Origin of the sequence: Streptomyces sp. CB01580 (assembly GCF_001905795.1) — a bacterium.
Lineage (GTDB): Bacteria > Actinomycetota > Actinomycetes > Streptomycetales > Streptomycetaceae > Streptomyces.
In genome coordinates this window covers 22,242-42,052 of sequence record NZ_LIXJ01000015.1, presented here as the reverse complement: position 1 = coordinate 42,052, position 19,811 = coordinate 22,242, and the positions used below count along the sequence as shown (strand labels likewise).

The following is a 19,811-nucleotide window of genomic DNA, read 5'->3' as shown; positions in this document are numbered from 1 at the left end:
CGCCCGTCGGATCCCTGTCAGGCCGCCCGGTCGTGGGCGACGTCGGCCTGGCAGGTGCGGTCGGAAGCCGCGCAGCTCACCGAACCGTAGGCGCCCACGCCGATGGCCGCGAAGTTGTCCAGGCTCTCGGTGCCCGGCTCGAAATAGCCGCTGTGCCCGACCGCGTCGCCCGCTGCGACGACCCGCGCACCGAACGAGGGTTCGACCGGGTCGGCTCCGTGTCCGAGCCCGCCGAACTCCAGGTTCGGCACGTCCTCGATCCAGTCGCCGTGGTCCCGCGTCGCCCACACCCTGGCCCCCGTACGCAGCTGGGCGGCGCGTTCCACCCGCATGCCGGGGCTGCCGGCGACGGCGATGTCCGTGACCCTGGCGGGCAGTTCGTGCGCCGCGACACCGCACAGCACCGAGCCGTAGCTGTGGCAGAACAGCGAGACGGGGGACCCGCCGGGCAGCGCGTCCACCAGCGACTTCAGCCGCACCGCACCGCGTTCGGCGAGGTTGCCCAGGGCCGCGTCCACGCCGATGCCCGCGGGCGCGGTGTAGTCGGCCCAGGCGATGACGGCGGTACGGGTGCCGGGGCGGGCGGCGCGTTCCGCCGCGTACAGCGACTTCGCCATGCCGACCGGGGCGGCGTTCACCTTGGGCGCGGGCCGTTCCAGGGTCAGCAGGTTGGTGTCGACGCCGGGGACGACCACGGAGATCCGCTCGGCCCGGTCGAGGTCGCCGAAGACCTCCGCCGCACGCCCCTTCCCGGACGGGTCGAAGGCAAGGATGTGCCGGCCGCCCGCGAGCATCGACCGGAAGCGGTCCATCCGGCGGAGCGCCTCGGCCCGGCCGTCGGGGGAGAGCCGGACGTCGTGCACGCGCTTGCCCTCGACCGCTCGCGCCTCGGTCAGGGCCCGCCGGTTGGCGTGGTAGCGCAGGGTGACCGGGACGCCATTCAGATTGCCCACGACCAGCGGGTATCTGTCGGCGAGGGCGGTGCGCTGCTCGGCCGTGAGCGCGGCGAAGAACCGGGCCACGCGGTGCGGCGATGCGTCGGCGTCCGGCAGGGGGTGTCCCGCGAGGCGGCCCCGGGCCCAGGCGGCGAGCGCGGCCGCGCGGGGCTCGTCGGGGCTCTGGTGGCGCACGGCGGTCCAGCCCGTGGTCGCCAGCATCACGAACACCACCGCGACGGCGAGCAGCGCACGCCAGGTGGCGAGGGGGGGAGAGGAGTCGAAGGAAGTCACTCCTGCCCACATTAGGAGACGTGCCACGGCGCCCGTGCAGAGGGTGACGCACATCACCCGACTGTCGGGAATTCAAGTCCGCCCGCCTCACGCTGCGTTGGCCCCTCGCACACGCTCAGGTGCGCGAGGGGCCCGGGAAGCGGCTCCGGGGCGTCGCACGTGACCGTCGGGGCGGGGCCGTTGTGAAGTCGGTCATGCGGTGCGCCGAGACGTACGGCACATCGGCGCGCCAGGACGTCGGCGCGTCGGGGCATCAGGACGTCGGCGCGTCGGCGCGTCGAGGCACCGGGGCATCAGGACTCGGGCAGCGGGCGGGAGCTCATGGTGCCGACGGGAGCAGGGGCGGGCCAGGGGCCGGATTCCGTGCGGACGTGCCGTCAGCCGGATGTGCGACCGGTACCGGTTCCCGCCTCAGCCCCCGTGCGCGTGCCCGCACCCGATCGCCAGTTCCCCGCCAACGCCGGACCGAGCTGGTCCAGGTACCGCTCCGTCAGCACGCGCAGCGACTCCACGCTGGCGTCCCGTCCCCGGCCCCAGAGCTGGCCCGTCACCCGCATGACCCCGCAGAACGCCGCGACGGCCACCCTGGGCCGGGGGTCCTTCTCCACGTCGAGGCCCTCGCGCTCGGCGATCAGCAGCGCTATCTGGTTCTCCAGGTCGATGCTGCGCCGCAGGTGGGCCGCGAGCAGCGACGGTGTCGACTCGATCATCCGGTACGTGCGCATGTGGAGTTCGACCGTGATGATCGCCTCGATCGTGTCACCGAGGCTGTTCCAGGCGCAGAGGACCGCGCGCCGTATGGCCTCGAACGGCGCCTCCGAAGCGGGCCGTCGGCGCAGCTCCGAGAGGAAGTGCGACTCCACCATCTCCTGGATGGCGAAGGCGACCTCCTCCTTGCTGGCGAAGTAGCGGAAGAAGGTGCGCTGGGAGACCTCGACGGCATCGACGATCTCGTCGACGGTCGTCTGTTCGTACCCCTGCGTGGTGAAGAGGTCGAGTGCGGCGTGCAGCAGGGCGTCCCGGGTGCGGCGCTTCTTCCGTTCGCGCAGCCCGGCCGGGCGCTCGCCCGGTCCCTCCGGGGGCCGCCCCCGCCCGGTCGGTGTCCCGTTCCGCCCGGCCGGGTGCTCGCGCGGCCCGTGCGCCGGACTCTCGCGCGGCTCGGCAGGGCGCGCCGCCCGCTGCCCCTCGGTCACTGAAGTGGTCCTCTTTCTCCTGCTTTTGGCCAGCTCAGCCTACCTGTGAGCTACGTGACAGTTACCGACTAGTGAAATGGTTTGTCAACTGTCAGAGGCTGACACTAGTGTCCCCGGCATGACTAGTCAGACCACCGTCGAAAAAGCGTCGCGGGAGCCGCGGGACACCGCCGGTCCCGCACCTGCCAAGGGGCTGCGCGGCCACCCCTGGCTGACGCTCTTCTCCGTGGCCATCGGCGTGATGATGGTCGCGCTCGACGGCACGATCGTCGCGATCGCCAACCCGGCCATCCAGCACGACCTGAAAGCCTCGCTCGCCGACGTCCAGTGGATCACCAACGGCTACATGCTGGCCCTCGCGGTGTCCCTGATCACCGCGGGCAAGCTCGGTGACCGGTTCGGTCACCGCCAGACCTTCCTGATCGGCGTCGTGGGCTTCGCCGCGGCATCGGGAGCCATCGGACTCTCCGACAGCGTCGCCCTGGTGATCGTGTTCCGGGTGCTCCAGGGCCTCTTCGGCGCCCTGCTGATGCCCGCCGCGCTCGGCCTGCTGCGGGCCACCTTCCCGGCCGAGAAGCTGAACATGGCGATCGGCATCTGGGGCATGGTGATCGGCGCCTCGACCGCGGGCGGTCCGATCCTCGGCGGCGTGCTCGTCGAGCACGTCAACTGGCAGTCCGTCTTCTTCATCAACGTGCCGGTCGGGGTGATAGCGCTCCTGCTGGGCCTGGTGATCCTCAAGGACCACCGCGCCGAGAACGCCCCGCGCTCGTTCGACATCGGCGGCATCGTGCTGCTGTCGCAGGCGATGTTCTGCCTGATCTGGGCGCTCATCAAGGGCTCCGAGTGGGGCTGGGGCGACTACAAGACCCTCGGCTTCCTGGGCGGTGCCGTGGCTCTGTTCGTGGTCTTCGCCATCTCCCAGAAGAACGTCAGGGAGCCGCTGATCCCGCTGGCGATGTTCCGGTCGCTGCCGCTGTCCGCGGGCACGGTCCTGATGGTGCTGATGGCCTTCGCCTTCATGGGCGGGCTGTTTTTCGTCACGTTCTACCTCCAGAACGTGCACGGTCTGAGCCCCGTCGACAGCGGTCTGCACCTGCTGCCGCTGACCGGCATGATGATCGTCGCCTCTCCGGTCGCGGGCGCGATGATCACCAAGTTCGGCCCGCGGGTTCCGCTGGTCGGCGGCATGGTGTGCACGGCGGTCGCCATGTTCGGGATGTCCCGCCTGGATGTCGGCACCGGCACCCTGACCATGTCGATCTGGTTCGGTCTGCTCGGTCTCGGCCTCGCCCCGGTGATGGTGGGCGCCACCGAGGTCATCGTGGGCAACGCCCCGATGGAGCTGTCCGGCGTCGCCGGTGGTCTCCAGCAGTCCGCCATGCAGGTCGGCGGCAGCCTCGGTACGGCGGTGCTGGGCGCGGTCATGGCCTCGCAGGTCGACTCCAACCTGGGCGACAACTGGAAGGCCGCGCAGCTTCCGCCGCTCAGCCAGCAGCAGCTGGACCAGGCGTCCGCGGCCGTCGAGGTCGGCATCCCGCCGGTGTCCGGCAACATGCCGCCGGAGATCGCGCAGAAGATCACCGATGTCGCCCATGACACGTTCGTGTCGGGCATGAGCACGGCATTCACGGTCGCCGGCGTCGTCGCCGTGGCCGCCGCACTGGTCGCCACGCTCGCCAAGCGAGGTCAGAACGCCGAGGCGGGTGCGGGCGTGGGCCACATCTGACCGCCCGTACCGTCCCCCGACGCGTCGGCGGGCCGACAGGCCCGGCACCGTCAACACACCGCGTACAACAGCCCCGTCGGACCGTTCCGGCGGGGCTGTCGCCTATCCGGGTGGTGTGCCCCGCGGCCTCTTTCCCGGGCCTCACCCCGCAGGTCAGGGTGCGTACAAACGAATCGCACGACCACGGGGGTCGATTTCCATGCGTACGACACGCACGATGCGTACGACCGCTCTTGCCACCGCTCTCGCCGCTGCCGCACTGATCCCGCAGGCCGCCGTCGCGCACGCGCCGGACTCACGGCCCGTCGCCCGCTCCGCGCCCGTCCGGCTCGGGACCTGCGACAGCGGCCAGCTCTGCCTCTGGGAGAAACCGGACTTCACCGGAGCCCGGCAGATCCACGAGCTGTCCACCGTCGACATCGAGAGCTGCGTCCCGCTGCGGGCAGGCGCCAGGATCCAGGCGCTCGTCAACCGCACGGGCCGCCCGGTCACCACGTACCAGTCGGCGGAATGCGCCGAGACCGGGGAGTTCGAGACCTACCCGGGCGGCGGCACCTGGGTGCCCCGGTCCCCGTACCAGGTCCGGGCGTTCAAGGTCTGGGAGAACTGACCGGACATGACCCGCCACGGCCCGACACGCCGAGGGGCGGCGCGGACCCGTCCGGTCCCCGCCGCCCCTCGGTCGCTCTCGGCCCGACCTCCGTCGCGCCTACGCGTCGCCGCCGGCCGCGCCCGGGTCGGCCGCGGTCACGTCCAGCAGGTCGTACCGGTCGATCGCCTGCTTCAGCAGCGACCGGTCGATCCGGCCCTGCTTCGCAAGCTCCGTCAGTACCGCGAGCACGATCGACTGCGCGTCGATGTGGAAGAACCGGCGGGCCGCACCACGCGTGTCGGCGAAGCCGAAGCCGTCCGCGCCCAGCGACTGGTACGCACCGGGCACCCAGCGCGCGATCTGGTCCGGCACCGAACGCATCCAGTCCGAGACCGCCACGAACGGTCCCTCGGAGCCGGAGAGCTTCCGCGTCACGTACGGGACGCGCTGCTCCTCCTCCGGGTGCAGCAGGTTGTGCCGCTCCGTCTCCACGGCCTCGCGGCGCAGCTCGTTCCAGGAGGTCGCCGACCAGACGTCCGCCCGGACGTTCCACTCCTCGGCGAGGATCCGCTGCGCCTCGACCGCCCACGGCACGGCCACGCCGGACGCCAGGATCTGGGCCGGGATCTCGCCCCGCTCGGCCGCCTTGAAGCGGTAGACACCCTTGAGGATGCCCTCCGCGTCGACGTTCTCCGGCTCGGCCGGGTGCTGGATCGGCTCGTTGTAGACGGTGAGGTAGTAGAAGACGTCCTCGTTCTCCTCAGGGGTCCCGCCGTACATCCGGCGCAGACCGTCCTTGACGATGTGCGCGATCTCGTAGCCGAACGCCGGGTCGTACGCCACGCACGCCGGGTTGGTCGAGGCCAGCAGCTGGGAGTGGCCGTCGGCGTGCTGGAGACCCTCACCGGTCAGCGTCGTACGACCGGCGGTCGCGCCCAGCACGAAGCCGCGTGCGAGCTGGTCGGCCATCTGCCAGAACTGGTCGCCGGTGCGCTGGAAGCCGAACATCGAGTAGAAGACGTACACCGGGATCAGCGGCTCGCCGTGCGTGGCGTACGCCGACCCGGCGGCGATCAGCGACGCCGTGCAACCGGCCTCCGAGATGCCGTCGTGCAGCATCTGGCCCTGCGGCGACTCCTTGTACGCGAGCAGCAGATCGCGGTCCACCGACTCGTACTGCTGACCCAGCGGGTTGTAGATCTTCGCGCTCGGGAAGAAGGCGTCCATGCCGAAGGTGCGGTACTCGTCGGGCGCGATCAGCACGAAACGATTGCCGATCTCCTTGTCCCGCATGAGGTCCTTCAGGATGCGGACGAACGCCATGGTCGTGGCGATCGACTGCTGACCCGAACCCTTCTTCGCGGTCGCGTACGTCTTGTCCCCGGGCAGGGCCAGCGGCTTCGCACGCACCACACGCGTCGGGACGTAACCGCCCAGACTGCTGCGGCGGTCGTGCATGTACTGGATCTCCTCCGAGTCGCGGCCCGGGTGGTAGTAGGGCGGGTAGCCCTCGTCCAGCTGCTTGTCGCTGATCGGGAGGTGCAGCCGGTCGCGGAACCGCTTGAGGTCCTCGACCGTGAGCTTCTTCATCTGGTGGGTGGCGTTGCGGCCCTCGAAGTTCGGCCCCAGCGTCCAGCCCTTGACCGTCTGCGCCAGGATCACCGTCGGCTGGCCCTTGTGGGCCTTGGCCGCCGCGTACGCCGCGTACACCTTGCGGTGGTCGTGACCGCCGCGCCCCAGGTGCAGGATCTGGTCGTCGGACATGTCCTTGACCATCTCGCGCAGCCGCGGGTCGTCCCCGAAGAAGTGCTCGCGGATGTACGCGCCGGACTCGGTGGCGTACGTCTGGAACTGCCCGTCCGGCGTGGTGTTCAGCCTGTTGACCAGGATGCCGGTGCGGTCCTGCGCGAGCAGCGGGTCCCAGGAGCGGTCCCAGACCAGCTTGATGACGTTCCATCCGGCGCCGCGGAACTGCGACTCCAGCTCCTGGATGATCTTGCCGTTGCCGCGCACCGGGCCGTCGAGCCGCTGCAGGTTGCAGTTGACCACGAAGGTCAGGTTGTCCAGGCCCTCGCGGGCGGCGAGGGAGAGCTGGCCCAGCGACTCCGGCTCGTCCATCTCGCCGTCGCCCAGGTACGCCCACACGTGCGACCGGGAGGTGTCGGCGATGCCGCGCGCCTCCATGTACCGGTTCATCCGCGCCTGGTAGATCGCGGAGAGCGGACCGAGGCCCATCGAGACGGTCGGGAACTCCCAGAAGTCCGGCATCAGCCGCGGGTGCGGGTAGCTGGACAGACCGTTGGGCGCCTTCGACTTCTCCTGGCGGAACGCGTCGAGCTGCGCCTCGTTCAGCCGGTCGAGCAGGAAGGCGCGGGCGTAGATGCCCGGGGACGCGTGGCCCTGGAAGAAGATCTGGTCGCCGCCCAGGCCGTCGTCCTTGCCCCGGAAGAAGTGGTTGAAGCCCACGTCGTAGAGCGAGGCGGAGGAGGCGAAGGTGGCGATGTGGCCGCCGACCCCGATGCCCGGGCGCTGGGCGCGCGACACCATCACGGCCGCGTTCCAGCGGGTCGCGTTGAGGATCTTGCGCTCGATCTCCTCGTCGCCGGGGAAGAACGGCTCGTCCTTCGTGGCGATCGTGTTCACGTAGTCCGTGCTGCGCATCTCCGGCACGGCGACACGCTTCTCTCGCGCGCGCTCGATGAGCCGAAGCATCAGATAACGGGCCCGCTCACGGCCTCGCTCGTCGACGGCGGCGTCGAGCGAGTCGAGCCACTCCTGGGTCTCTTCGGGATCGAAGTCCGGGACCTGGCTCGGCAGGCCGCCAATGATGATCGGGTTGCGATCGGATCCGGAAGCCACGCTGTTCCTTCGCTGTTCGGTGCTGCTCTACGGGGCCGGTCACGGGAGAACGTGCCCCCGGGAGGTGGTGCCAGTACGCCATCACCATCGTGTACCGCAAGGGCGCAAACGTCATCTCTACCGAGGGGTAACCCCTTGTGTTCACGAGACATCGCGCCCATGGCGGGGGACGGGTCGCCGCAAACGGAAACCATACGCCCAAGCCGCCTAAGCGTTCCCAAAGGATGTTCGAATCCGAATGGCGGACCGAAACGGCATAAGCTGTGGAAGGACGTAAAGGGTGTGGACGGTAGCGCCGGGCCCCGCAGGGAGGCCGCCGACACCGCGGGGACGTGGCAGGGAACGTCCTCGTTTAGGCGGTCTCGCACGCTGGGTACTTGCGCGATCCGCCACTCCCGTGTGGACTACGGCCAATGCCTCGCGCACGTGCGTGGCCGAAGCATTTTCCGAAACATGATCAGGAGGCAACCCGTGAGCGCGACCGCGGACCACGCGGAGGAGCGGACCAACCCGGCAGCACGCCTGGGGTTCGAGCCCGGACAGGTGGTCCAGGAGATCGGCTACGACGACGACGTCGAGCAGGAGCTCCGTGAGGGCATTGAGGCCGCGATCGGTCAGGATCTGGTCGACGAGGACTACGACGACGTCGCCGACGCCGTTCTGCTGTGGTTCCGCGACGAGGACGGCGACCTTACGGACGCGCTGGTGGATGCCATTGGTCTGATCGAGGACGGCGGCACGGTCTGGCTGATGACGCCGAAGACCGGCCGTGACGGCTACATCGAACCGAGCGACATCAACGAGGCCGCGCAGACCGCCGGTCTCTCCCAGACCAAGAGCATCAGCGTGGGCAAGGACTGGACGGGCAGCCGTCTGGTCACGCCGAAGGCGGCCCGCGGCAAGCGCTGAACGGCGCTCGACGCGCCCGAACCATGAAGGTCCCCCCACCGGCAGCGGCCGCAGGGGGGACCTTCGTCGTACGGCCACGTCGTACGACTGCCTTATCCGGTCGTGCACGGGGCGGCGCGAGGTCTGCGTAGGCTGGGGTCACCCGGACAGCCCAGCCCGGTGAACGTAGCGAAAGGGACGCGTCTCATGGCGATCGAGGTCGGCACCCAGGCCCCGGATTTCGAGCTGAAGGACAACCACGGCCGGACCGTGAAGCTCTCCGACTTCCGCGGCGAGAAGAACGTCGTGCTGCTCTTCTACCCGTTCGCCTTCACCGGCGTCTGCACGGGTGAGCTCTGCGCGCTCCGCGACGAGCTGCCGAAGTTCGTGAACGACGACACGCAGCTGCTCGCCGTCTCCAACGACTCCATCCACACCCTGCGGGTCTTCGCCGAGCAGGAGGGTCTCGAATACCCGCTGGTCTCGGACTTCTGGCCGCACGGCGAGACCTCGCGTGCGTACGGCGTCTTCGACGAGGAGAAGGGCTGCGCGGTGCGCGGCACCTTCATCATCGACAAGGAGGGCGTGGTGCGCTGGACCGTGGTCAACGCCCTGCCCGACGCGCGTGACCTCGACGACTACATCAAGGCGCTCGACGCGCTCTGATCCCACGGGTGCTCCGGGCCACCGGGGCGTCCCATGCACCGCAGCACCGCGATCCACCGGAGCGCTCCGGTCCGCCCGACCGGCGACCGGTGGATCCGCTCCAACCCGGCCAAAAGCCTGCTCCGGCCGGGAACCGGTCACTAGGATCCACTCGTTGATCGGATGCCAAGCAACGTGGAGGCGCCGGCGCCCGCCGGCCCCCAAGGAAACCAATGGGAGGACTCGTGGGAGTCAGCCTCAGCAAGGGCGGCAACGTCTCGCTGACCAAGGCCGCGCCCAACCTGACCGCCGTGATCGTCGGTCTGGGCTGGGATGCCCGCACCACCACCGGTGGTGACTTCGACCTCGACGCCAGCGCCCTGCTGACGAATGCCCAGGGCAAGGTCAGCAACGACAGCAACTTCGTCTTCTTCAACAACCTCAAGAGCCCCGACGGCTCCGTCGAGCACACCGGTGACAACCTCACCGGTGAGGGCGAGGGTGATGACGAGGTCATCAAGGTCAACCTGTCCGCCGTTCCGGCCGATGTCGACAAGATCGTCTTCCCGGTCTCGATCTACGAGGCAGAGACCCGCCAGCAGAGCTTCGGCCAGGTGCGTAACGCGTACATCCGCGTGGTCAACCAGGCCGACAACAGCGAGCTGGCGCGCTACGACCTGAGCGAGGACGCGTCCACGGAGACCGCCATGGTCTTCGGTGAGCTGTACCGCCACGGGGCGGAGTGGAAGTTCCGCGCCATCGGCCAGGGGTATGCCTCGGGGCTGCGCGGCATCGCGCAGGACTTCGGCGTCAACGTCTGAGATCCCGGGATCCGGGGCCTCGTCGTCCGAGGCCCCGGACACCGGGGGTGCCGACGTCCGGCCTCCGGGTTCTCGGCGTCCGAGGTGAGGGCTCGGATGTTCGAGGCGCGGCGGTCGAACAGGCACGAGACCGGGTCGGTCCGCCGGGAGCGGCCCGGTTCACCCAGGCACGCAGCCCGTCCGGCGCCGCACGCGGTGCGGCGCCGGACGGGCTCAGCAGTCGATTCAGGTTCAACAGACGGTTTCATCGACTCATCGACTCGGGGAGGACCACACCATGGGCGTCACGCTCGCCAAGGGAGGCAACGTCTCCCTCTCCAAGGCCGCACCCAACCTCACCCAGGTGCTGGTCGGGCTCGGCTGGGACGCGCGTTCCACCACCGGCGCCGACTTCGACCTCGACGCCAGCGCGCTGCTGTGCCAGTCGGGCCGGGTGCTCGGCGACGAATGGTTCGTGTTCTACAACAACCTCAAGAGCCCCGACGGCTCCGTGGAGCACACCGGTGACAATCTCACGGGCGAGGGCGATGGCGACGACGAGTCGGTCATCGTGAATCTCACCCAGGTCCCGGCGCACTGCGACAAGATCATTTTCCCGGTCTCCATTCATGAGGCGGACAGCCGGGGGCAGACCTTCGGACAGGTCGGCAATGCGTACATCCGCGTGGTCAACCAGGCGGACGGTCAGGAACTCGCGCGTTACGACCTCACCGAGGACGCGTCGACGGAAACCGCGATGATCTTCGGCGAGCTGTACCGGTACAACGGCGAATGGAAGTTCCGTGCCGTAGGTCAGGGGTACGCGTCCGGGTTGCGTGGGATCGCTCTAGACTTTGGGGTCAACGTTTCGTAAAGCCGCGCACGGCGCGGGGGAGCCCCGTTCAAGCCGGGGGAGACCCGTTTCACACACGATGGGGTAGCCAGTGCTTCTGAAAACCTTCGGCTGGTCGTTCGCGGTCACCGCGCTCGGCCTGGTCGCAGCGGTGTTCTACGGGGGGTGGGAAGCCTTCGGTGTGGTGGCGATCCTGTCCATCCTGGAGATCTCGCTGTCCTTCGACAACGCGGTGGTCAACGCGGGAATCCTGAAGAAGATGAATGCCTTCTGGCAAAAGATCTTCCTCACGATCGGTGTGCTCATCGCCGTCTTCGGTATGCGACTGGTGTTCCCCGTCGTGATCGTGGCCGTCACCGCCAAGATGGGTCCCATCGAGGCGGTCGACCTTTCGTTCAGCCAGCCCGAGCGCTATCAGGAACTGGTCACGGACGCCCACCCGGCGATCGCCGCGTTCGGTGGCATGTTCCTGCTGATGATCTTCCTCGACTTCATCTTCGAGGAGCGTGACATCCAGTGGCTGCGCTGGATCGAGCGCCCGCTCGCGAAGCTGGGCAAGGTCGACATGCTGTCGGTCTGCATCGCGCTGATCGTGCTGCTGATCTCGGCCATGACCTTCGCGACCAACGCGCACCAGCACGGCGGCGGTCATGCCGACAAGGCGGAGACCGTCCTGCTCGCCGGGGTCGCCGGTCTGATCACGTACCTCATCGTCGGCGGTCTCTCGGGCTTCTTCGAGAACCGGCTGGAGGAAGAGGAGGAGCGGGAGCACGAGGCCGAGGAGGAGGCACGGAAGAGCGGGAAGAAGGTTTCCGCGATCGCGCTCTCCGGCAAGGCCGCGTTCTTCATGTTCCTCTACCTGGAGGTGCTCGACGCGTCCTTCTCGTTCGACGGTGTCATCGGCGCCTTCGCCATCTCCAACGAGATCGTGCTGATGGCCCTGGGCCTCGGCATCGGCGCCATGTACGTCCGTTCGCTCACGGTCTACCTCGTCCGTCAGGGCACCCTCGACGACTACGTCTACCTGGAGCACGGCGCCCACTACGCCATCGGCGCGCTGGCCGTCATCCTCCTCGTCACCATCCAGTACCAGATCCACGAGCTCATCACCGGTCTGGTCGGTGTCCTGCTGATCGGCTGGTCCTTCTGGTCCTCGGTCCGGCGCAACAAGGCGCTGGCGGCCGCGGGCGGGAGTGACGAGGCCGGATCCAGGACGGAAGTCCCGTCCGGCGTGTGACCTCAAGGGGAGCCCCCGCTCCGGCGCGACCGGGGCGGGGAGCCCCGCCCCGGTGCGATCCGCCGGGGAGTCCGGGTGCGATCCGGTGGGGAATTCCCGGCCGGGCGTGACCCGGTGGGGAAATCCGGGGTGTGACCCGGTGGGGAATGAGGAACGCTTTCAGCGGGGCGGTCCGCGTGGCGACGGTTCTCCGGAGACATCCGGAGCCGGCCCGGCGGCCCGCCCCGCGGTGATGTGCGGACCGTGCGCGGCATGGGACGGCCATCACCATCGGGCCGGGGCACGGGCCGGGGCACTTCCGATCGAGAGAACCGAGAGACGTGGGGGTTGGGGATGGGGTTCCTGGACAATCTATGGCCGGGGCGGCAGCCGCAGTTCGAGTCGGGCAACGCGCTGACCAGCTCGATCGTGCTTTCCAAGCGGAACGCCACGGTCTCGCTGACCAAGAACGGCGCGCTGAACGGCAATCTGCGGGTCAACCTCTCCTGGCGGATGCGCACGTCCGACATAGAAGGCAGATCGCGGCAGAGCGGCAGGCTGCTGCGCCCCCTGAAGATGTTCCAGCCCGATGTCGTCCAGGCGCACACCCAGGGGATGGTCAACGTGGACCTGGACCTGGGCTGCATGTACGAGCTGAAGGACGGCACCAGGGGAGTGGTCCAGCCTCTGGGCGACCTCCTGGGCGACCTGAACGCACCGCCGTACATACGGCTCAGCGGGGACGACCGCTTCGGGGCGCCGTCCGGCGAGACCGTCTACGTCAATCTCGACCAGCGCGAGCACTTCAAGCGGCTGCTGTTCTTCGTCTACATCTACGACCAGACGCCGGCCTTCGACCGCACGCACGCCAAGGTGACGCTCTACCCCGGCAACGGGCCGCAGATCGAGATCGAACTCGACGAGCACGCCCCGGAGGCGCGCTCCTGCGCGGTGTTCACGGTCGACAACTCCAAGGACGAGTTCGTCGTGCGGCGCGAGGTGAAGTTCGTGTACGGCTTCCAGTCGGAGCTGGACCGCATGTACGGCTGGGGCATGCAGTGGGGGCGCGGCTACAAGTCCCGGACCTGAGAGCGGCACACGCCCGCGGCCCAGGACCCTAGTGCCGCTCCCGGCAACGTTTGCCCCGTCGCACCGCCCGGCACGCACGCTCGCGGCGTTGGCCGAGAGCCCACGTAGCCCTTCCCCAAGCTCTCGACTTCGTTCGAGCAGGGGAGACCCCATCCGAGGGCTTTCGGCCGCCTTGCGATCGCACGCACCGGACGCCGCTCCTTCCGGGCAAACCTTGCCGGTCACGGCACTAGAGCCGTGCGCGGCTGCACGTCCTGGACCCGAGCACAGATGCCGGACCATGGCCGGTCCGTACCGGGGCGGCGCGACCGGTCCGTGACGGGACATCCCGGCGCCGGGTGTTTTGGTGCCGGGTGCGCGGCGCTCCAGCGCCGTGTCACTGCCGTACGAACTGCGGTCCCTGCGGGGGCAGCACGAAGTGCGGGTCGGGAGCGGGCGCCGCGGCCGGGGCGGGCTGCGGATAGCCGTGGGCGGCCTGGGCCGCACCCGCCTGCGGATACCCGTAGGCGGGTGGAGGGACGACCGGCTGCGGGGCCGGGTGGGCCATCGAGGGCTGTGGATAGCCGTATCCGGGCTGCTGGTGCTGGACCGTGACCTGCGCGTCGGGGCCGGGCGCCGGGGCGGGCGGGAACGCGGGCACGGGCGGCGGGAACGCGGGAGCGGGAACGGGCGGGGCCATGGGCGGGGACGCCACTATCGGGGAGGGCGCCGGGGACGTGACCGCGGACACCGAGGGGGCCGGGGCGGGTTCCGTCTCGTCGACCGAGATGCCGAAAGCGGTCGCCAGGCCGACCAGTCCGGTCGGATAGCCCTGCGCCACGGCCCGGAACTTCCAGCCATCGCCGCGCCGGTACAGCTCCCCGCAGATGATCGCCGTCTCCTCGCCGGTCTCCGGGCGCACGTCGAACACGGCGAGCGGCTCCTCGCCGGTGCCCGCCGTGTCGTACAGCAGGATGCGCAGATCGCGCACCTGGGCGAAGGTGGCGCCGTCGGAGGACGCGGCGATGATCACCTGGTCCACCGAGCGGTCGAGCGCGGTGAGATCGGCCTCGATACTGTCCGTGAGCCCCTCGGGCACACTGCGCTTCGGCAGCCGTCGAACCAGGCCGGAGGGGTGGCGGGGCTGGTTGTAGAAGACGAAGTCCTCGTCCGAGCGCACGCGTCCGTCGGTTCCCAGCAGCAGGGCCGAGGCGTCCACGTCCGGAACCCCGGTGCCCGGTGTCCAGCGCAGCACGGCCCGTACGGCCATGGCGTCCAGAGGGACGTTCGAGCCTTTCACCATCGCGTGCGTCATGCCCGTCATCCTGCCTTCTGGCTGCCCGCGCGGACAACGCGGGGGTCGCACCGGGTGTCTGCGGGGCGGCCCGGAACCAGGCCGTTCGCCGTACGCCGCGTGGTCGGTATATGGACGAGTTACCTGGAGTTCATGCCCACGGGGAACTCTTGACACTCGTCCGTACGTACTATTACCGGCCATGTGTTCTTCGGCCGGTCAGGCAGTACGGGGGAAATAAATGCGTCATTTCGGGCACGTTGCGCCCGCGGTCCGAGAGAGGCTGTTCTTCCGGGAGCCCTGCGTCTTCGGGGCGGATTCGCCCGCCCATGTGCTTTCGGCCGCTCTCGGGGCGACTCTGTACAGCCCCGCCACTAGACCGAGGCTCGCCGACGACATCATCAAGCAGGTCGCGCGCGGAGTCGTGTCGATGGTGCTCTGCCTGGAGGACTCGATCGACGACTCCGAGGTCGTCGATGCCGAGGAGAACCTGGTCAGGCAGTTCGCCGACCTTGAGGCGCGAGGCGCCGAGCTGCCCCTGCTCTTCATCCGGGTCCGGGAACCGGGCCAGGTCGTCGACCTGGTGCGCCGGCTCGGCAGCGCCGTCCGGTTGTTGTCTGGATTTGTACTTCCAAAGTTCACGGAAGAGCGTGGCGCGCCCTTCATGGAGGCCGTATTCCAGGCCGAAAAGGCATGCGGGCGGCGGCTGTTCGCGATGCCCGTTCTCGAATCGCCCGAGCTGCTGCACCTGGAGACGCGTCGGGAAACACTGCGGGGAATAGCCCGCACCGTCGACAAGTACCGCGAACGCGTGCTCGCGCTGCGGCTCGGCGTCACCGACTTCTGCTCGGCGTACGGGCTGCGCAGACCGCCCGACATGACGGCCTACGACGTACAGATCGTCGGCGCCGTCATCGCCGACGTCGTCAACGTGCTGGGCCGGGCGGACGGCACGGGCTTCACGATCACCGGACCGGTGTGGGAGTACTTCCGGCTCCAGGAGCGCATGTTCAAACCACAGCTGCGCCGCAGCCCCTTCCTGGAGGGCCGCGCCGAGGAGCTGCGCACCGCGCTGATCGAGCACGACCTGGACGGTCTGTTGCGTGAGATCGAGCTGGACCGGGCCAACGGCCTCCTCGGCAAGACCTGCATCCATCCGTCGCACGTCGCGCCCGTGCACGCGCTGTCGGTGGTCAGTCACGAGGAGTTCAGCGACGCCCAGGACATCCTGCGGCCGGAACGCGACGGCGGCGGCGTCATGCGCTCCGCGTACACGAACAAGATGAACGAGGTGAAGCCGCACCGCGCCTGGGCCGAGCGGACCCTGCTGCGCGCGGAGGTCTTCGGCGTGGCAAGAGAGGACGTCGGCTTCGTGGAGCTGCTGGCCGCGGGGGTCGTGGAATGAGGGCCGCGGGCGAGGAGCGGACGACGGACATGGTGTGGTCGGGCAGCTGGGTGACGGAACGACTGGGCGTCGAACTGATCGGTGACGGGAGGCCCGACGGCGACCGGGAACTGCGGGAACTGCTGGGCCTCGCCCTGCGCCGCAACCCCAAGCGGGCCCATCTGCTCGTGTCGAACGTGCTCGGCAAGCACGTGCCGCAGAAGCCCTCCGTGGTGTACGGCGCCGGATTCGAGCTGGGCCGACGGGTGCGCGCACTTCTCGGCGAGGCCGAGGCGCGCCGGGCCGTCGTGCTCGGTTACGCGGAGACGGCCACCGGCCTCGGGCACGCGGTCGCGGACGGGCTGGGCGTGGCTCCGTACCTCCACTCGACGCGCCGACCGGTCGACGGAGTGGCGCGGGCGGGCGGCTTCGAGGAGTCGCACTCGCACGCCACCTCGCATCTGCTGCTCCCGGAGGACCCCGCCCTGCTGGCGGGCGGCCGGGGCGACGGCGAGGCACCGGGTGCGGTCGCCGATGCGCCGGACGCGGTCGCGGAGCAGTCGAGTGCGGTCGCCGATGCGCCGCTGGTGCTGGTGGACGACGAGTTCTCCACCGGCAACACCGTGCTCAACACCATCCGCGCCCTGCACGAGCGGTACCCGCGCGGACGGTACGTCGTCGTGGCCCTGGTGGACATGCGCTCACCCGCCGACCGGGTACGGCTGGCCGCGTTCGCCGCGGAGATCGGCGCGCGCGTCGACCTGGTGGCGCGGTGCTCGGGCACGGTCACGCTCCCGGACGGTGTCCTGGAGAAGGGCCGTGCGCTGGTCGCCGCGCAGGAGCAGGCCGGTTCCGGCGGCCGGGAGGCGGAGTCTCCCGGCCTGGAAGCGGAATCCTCAGGTCCGGAGGCGGACTCCCTCCACCGGGACTCGGATTCTCCTGGTCCGGCGGCGGGATCCCTCGGTCCGAAGCCGGATTCTCCCGGTCCGGAGGCGGATTCTCCCGGTCCGGCGGCGGTCGTCGGGACGGAGCGCCGCACGTGCACCCGGGTCGACCTCCGGTGGCCGGCCGGTGTGCCCGACGGCGGGCGCCATGGATTCACCCCCGCCCACCGGGCCGCCCTGGAACGGGCGCTCCCGGCCATGGCCGACCGTGTCGCAGCCGCACTGGGCGGAGCCCGACGCGTATTGGTCCTGGGCTTCGAGGAGCTGATGTACGCGCCTCTCCGACTGGCCGCGGCGCTGGAGGAGCGCACGGACGCCGAGACGCGTTACTCGACGACCACGCGTTCCCCCGTCCTCGCCGTGGACGATCCGGGCTACGCGATACGCAGCCGACTGGTCTTCCCGGCCCACGACAACCCGGCCGACGGGCCCGGCGACCGGTACGCGTACAACGTCGCGGGCGCCGGGTTCGACGCCGTGGTCGTGACCGTCGACTCCGCCGCCGACACACCCGAACTCCACGCCCCCGACGGCCTGTTGGCGCGGCTCGCCGCCCACACCGACCGTGTCCTGCTCGCCGTCGTCCCGTCGTACGTCCCCTCGTACGCCCGGCCGTGCACCCCTGCGCACGCCCCCGACCCGCACGTTTTCGACCCGGGCGCCCCCGACTCGTACGTGCCCGATTCACCCGACCCGTACGTGTCCGACCCACACGTCTCCGAACGGCAGGAGCCCCCCACCGTGCTGCCCGAGCCCCTCCGCGGCCCCGCGTTCTCCTCCTACGCGCCGGACGAGGTCGGCTGGCTGCTCCAGGACCTCTCGCATGTGGAACTGGAGGCGCCGGTCGAGGAACGCGAGGAGGCGATACAGAGCGGTGGCGCGCACTACGCCGAGTCGCTGCCCGTCGAGTACCAGCCGTCCGACCAGTACCAGAGCCTGTTCAAGGCGGCGCTGGAGGTGTCGGCCGCCCGTGTCGCCCGTGCCGTCGGTACCGTCACCGAGACCGTCCTCGCCGAGCGCACCCCGCGCCCCGTCCTGGTCTCGCTCGTCAGGGCCGGCACCCCGGTCGGCATCCTCATGCGCCGCTGGGCCCGCCATCGCCACGGCCTCGACCTGCCGCACTACGCCGTCTCCATCGTGCGCGGCCGAGGCATCGACGCCAACGCCCTGCGCTGGCTGGCCGCCCACCACGACCCGGCCGACGTCGTCTTCGTCGACGGCTGGACCGGCAAGGGGGCGATCACCCGCGAACTCGCCGAGGCCCTGGCCGAGTTCGACGGAACGAAGGGGCCGGAGGAGGCCGAGGGCGTCGTGCGGGCCGGTGGCTCCGGGGGCTTCGACCCGGAGATCGCGGTCCTGGCCGACCCGGGTGGCTGCGTGCGCACCTACGGCACCCGCGAGGACTTCCTGATCCCGTCGGCCTGCCTCAACTCCACTGTTTCCGGGCTGGTCTCGCGTACGGTCCTCCGCTCCGACCTGGTCGGTCCCGACGAATTCCACGGCGCGAAGTTCTACCGGGAACTCGCGGACAGCGATGTGTCCGGCCACTTCCTCGACACCGTCACCGCGTGCTTCGACGAGGTCGCCGACGCCGTGGACGCGGAGGTCGCGGCGCTGCCGGCCGCCGACCGGACCCCCACCTGGGAGGGCTGGGCCGCGGTGGAACGCATCAGCGAGGAGCACGGCATCCATGACGTGAACCTGGTCAAGCCGGGCGTCGGCGAGACCACCCGCGTGCTACTGCGCCGGGTCCCGTGGAAGATCCTCGCCAGGCGCGGCGCGGGTGCGGACCTCGACCACATCCGGCTGCTGGCGCGGCAGCGCGGGGTGCCGATCGAGGAGGTCGACGAACTCCCGTACACCTGCGTCGGGTTGATCCACCCGAAGTACACGCGGGGCGCGACGGGCGCGAACGGCAGGGCGGTGGAGCCGAAGTGACCGCACCGGACACGTCCCGCGCCGCCACGACACTGGTCGCCAGCGATCTCGACCGCACCCTGATCTACTCCGCGGCGGCGCTCCGGCTCGCCGTGCCGGACGCCGAGGCCCCCCGCCTGCTCTGCGTGGAGGTGTACGAGCGCAAGCCCCTCTCCTACCTGACCGAGACGGCCGCGGCGCTGCTCGACGAGCTGGCCCGCACCACGGTCTTCGTCCCCACGACCACCCGTACCCGTGAGCAGTACGGGCGCGTCCGCCTCCCCGGCCCCGCACCCCGGTTCGCGATCTGTGCCAACGGCGGGCACCTTCTCGTCGACGGAGAGTCCGACCGCGACTGGCAGGCCCGGGTCTCCCGCAGGCTCGCCGCCGAGTCGGCCTCGCTCGCCGAGGTCCGCGCCCGTCTCCTGGCCGCGGCCGACCCCGCGTGGGTGCTCAAGGAACGCGTGGCCGAGGACCTCTTCGCGTATCTCGTCGTGGAACGCTCGCTGCTGCCCGACGGCTGGGTCGAAGAGCTGGGGGAGTGGGCGGGGAGCCGCGGCTGGACGGTCTCTCTCCAGGGCCGCAAGATCTACGCCGTACCTGCCCCGCTCACCAAGAGCGCCGCCATGCGCGAGGTCGCCCGGCGCACGGCTGCCACGCGCACCCTCGCGGCCGGTGACAGCCTCCTCGACGCCGATCTGCTCCTGGCCGCCGACCACGCCTGGCGTCCGGCCCACGGAGAACTCGCCGAAGCCGGCTGGAATGCCCCGCACGTCCAGGTGACGGCCGAGGACGGGGTGGCCGCGGGCGAGGCGATCCTGCGGCATCTCCTGAGGGCCTCGGGCCCGGACCTCCTCCCGGGGCCCCGTCCGGAGCGGATGCGCTGAACCGGGGCGTGCGCTGACGCCGGGCGAGCATCGAGCCGGGGCGTGCACCGGCACCCGGGCATGCTGAACCGGGCGTGCGTTCCGGGGCGTGCGCTGGTATCGGGGCGTGCGTCGGCACCGCTTGTGCGCTGCGCCGGTCGGGGGGCACGGCGCGGGGGACACGGAGATCCGGAGAGCCGGGCCCGGAGGACACACGGGCCCTGGCAAGATCCGCAGCCCGGGGAGAATCAGGCCCGGGGGAGTTCCGGGAGCCCGGAAGAGCCTCGGGGGCGGGGTCCGGGGTCCGGGAGGCCCAGGACCCGGGGGGCCGAAC

At 70.2% G+C, this 19,811-nt stretch carries 15 protein-coding genes; 11 read left to right on the top strand and 4 right to left on the bottom strand.

Translation table 11 applies throughout. The annotated features are described in order from the left end of the window. Nucleotides 1-17: 17 nt before the first annotated feature. Nucleotides 18-1,229 (bottom strand): alpha/beta hydrolase, encoded by a 1,212-nt coding sequence (locus AMK22_RS21450; RefSeq protein ID WP_073787325.1) that lies wholly within the window; start codon nucleotides 1,227-1,229, stop codon nucleotides 18-20. 377 nt (nucleotides 1,230-1,606) lie between these two features. Continuing rightward, nucleotides 1,607-2,278 carry a TetR family transcriptional regulator gene (locus AMK22_RS21445; RefSeq protein ID WP_073787522.1) on the bottom strand — a complete coding sequence of 224 codons (672 nt, stop codon included), beginning with the start codon at nucleotides 2,276-2,278 and terminating at the stop codon, nucleotides 1,607-1,609. Nucleotides 2,279-2,540: 262 nt separating this feature from the next. On the opposite strand from AMK22_RS21445, the gene AMK22_RS21440 reads away from it, so the two are divergent. Continuing rightward, a complete protein-coding gene (locus AMK22_RS21440) occupies nucleotides 2,541-4,151 on the top strand; it encodes an MFS transporter (RefSeq protein WP_073787323.1) in 1,611 nt (536 codons plus the stop codon). A gap of 217 nt (nucleotides 4,152-4,368) precedes the next feature. Further along, a complete protein-coding gene (locus tag AMK22_RS21435; RefSeq protein WP_073787520.1) occupies nucleotides 4,369-4,761 on the top strand; it encodes a peptidase inhibitor family I36 protein in 393 nt (130 codons plus the stop codon). Nucleotides 4,762-4,860: 99 nt separating this feature from the next. On the opposite strand, the gene aceE is transcribed toward AMK22_RS21435, so the two are convergent. Further along, nucleotides 4,861-7,602, bottom strand: a complete 2,742-nt coding sequence (gene aceE / locus AMK22_RS21430) for a pyruvate dehydrogenase (acetyl-transferring), homodimeric type (protein ID WP_073787322.1) — start codon at nucleotides 7,600-7,602, stop codon at nucleotides 4,861-4,863. A 471-nt stretch (nucleotides 7,603-8,073) separates the two neighbouring features. Here aceE and AMK22_RS21425 point away from each other — a divergent pair, with 471 nt between their 5' ends. The 6 genes from AMK22_RS21425 to AMK22_RS21400 all read left to right on the top strand — a co-directional run bounded on the left by AMK22_RS21425 (nucleotide 8,074) and on the right by AMK22_RS21400 (nucleotide 13,093). Further along, nucleotides 8,074-8,511, top strand: a complete 438-nt coding sequence (locus tag AMK22_RS21425) for a DUF3052 domain-containing protein (RefSeq protein ID WP_073787320.1) — start codon at nucleotides 8,074-8,076, stop codon at nucleotides 8,509-8,511. A 186-nt stretch (nucleotides 8,512-8,697) separates the two neighbouring features. Further along, nucleotides 8,698-9,156 (top strand): peroxiredoxin, encoded by a 459-nt coding sequence (locus AMK22_RS21420; protein ID WP_073787318.1) that lies wholly within the window; start codon nucleotides 8,698-8,700, stop codon nucleotides 9,154-9,156. A gap of 224 nt (nucleotides 9,157-9,380) precedes the next feature. Next, on the top strand, nucleotides 9,381-9,956 hold the full coding sequence (locus tag AMK22_RS21415) for a TerD family protein (protein WP_073787518.1): 576 nt from the start codon (nucleotides 9,381-9,383) through the stop codon (nucleotides 9,954-9,956). Nucleotides 9,957-10,233: 277 nt separating this feature from the next. Next, on the top strand, nucleotides 10,234-10,809 hold the full coding sequence (locus tag AMK22_RS21410) for a TerD family protein (protein ID WP_073787316.1): 576 nt from the start codon (nucleotides 10,234-10,236) through the stop codon (nucleotides 10,807-10,809). A 70-nt stretch (nucleotides 10,810-10,879) separates the two neighbouring features. After that, nucleotides 10,880-12,025 carry a DUF475 domain-containing protein gene (locus AMK22_RS21405; protein ID WP_073787314.1) on the top strand — a complete coding sequence of 382 codons (1,146 nt, stop codon included), beginning with the start codon at nucleotides 10,880-10,882 and terminating at the stop codon, nucleotides 12,023-12,025. A gap of 333 nt (nucleotides 12,026-12,358) precedes the next feature. Beyond that, the gene (locus AMK22_RS21400; protein ID WP_073787313.1) at nucleotides 12,359-13,093 is read left to right on the top strand and encodes a TerD family protein; all 735 of its coding nucleotides are present in this window, start codon (nucleotides 12,359-12,361) and stop codon (nucleotides 13,091-13,093) included. A gap of 376 nt (nucleotides 13,094-13,469) precedes the next feature. Here AMK22_RS21400 and AMK22_RS21395 read toward each other — a convergent pair whose 3' ends face one another. Continuing rightward, nucleotides 13,470-14,387: a TerD family protein gene (locus AMK22_RS21395; protein WP_073787311.1), complete on the bottom strand. Its 918-nt coding sequence runs from the start codon at nucleotides 14,385-14,387 to the stop codon at nucleotides 13,470-13,472. Nucleotides 14,388-14,607: 220 nt separating this feature from the next. On the opposite strand from AMK22_RS21395, the gene AMK22_RS21390 reads away from it, so the two are divergent. The 3 genes from AMK22_RS21390 to AMK22_RS21380 are packed head-to-tail and all read left to right on the top strand — an operon-like array spanning nucleotide 14,608 to nucleotide 19,498. After that, the gene (locus AMK22_RS21390) at nucleotides 14,608-15,771 is read left to right on the top strand and encodes an HpcH/HpaI aldolase/citrate lyase family protein (protein ID WP_073787310.1); all 1,164 of its coding nucleotides are present in this window, start codon (nucleotides 14,608-14,610) and stop codon (nucleotides 15,769-15,771) included. Further along, a complete protein-coding gene (locus AMK22_RS21385; RefSeq protein ID WP_073787309.1) occupies nucleotides 15,768-18,632 on the top strand; it encodes a phosphoribosyltransferase in 2,865 nt (954 codons plus the stop codon). The genes AMK22_RS21390 and AMK22_RS21385 overlap by 4 nt, the downstream gene beginning before the upstream one ends. Beyond that, nucleotides 18,629-19,498, top strand: coding sequence for an HAD family hydrolase (locus AMK22_RS21380; protein ID WP_073787308.1), 870 nt, complete (start codon nucleotides 18,629-18,631; stop codon nucleotides 19,496-19,498). The genes AMK22_RS21385 and AMK22_RS21380 overlap by 4 nt, the downstream gene beginning before the upstream one ends. The last annotated feature ends 313 nt before the right edge of the window (nucleotides 19,499-19,811 follow it).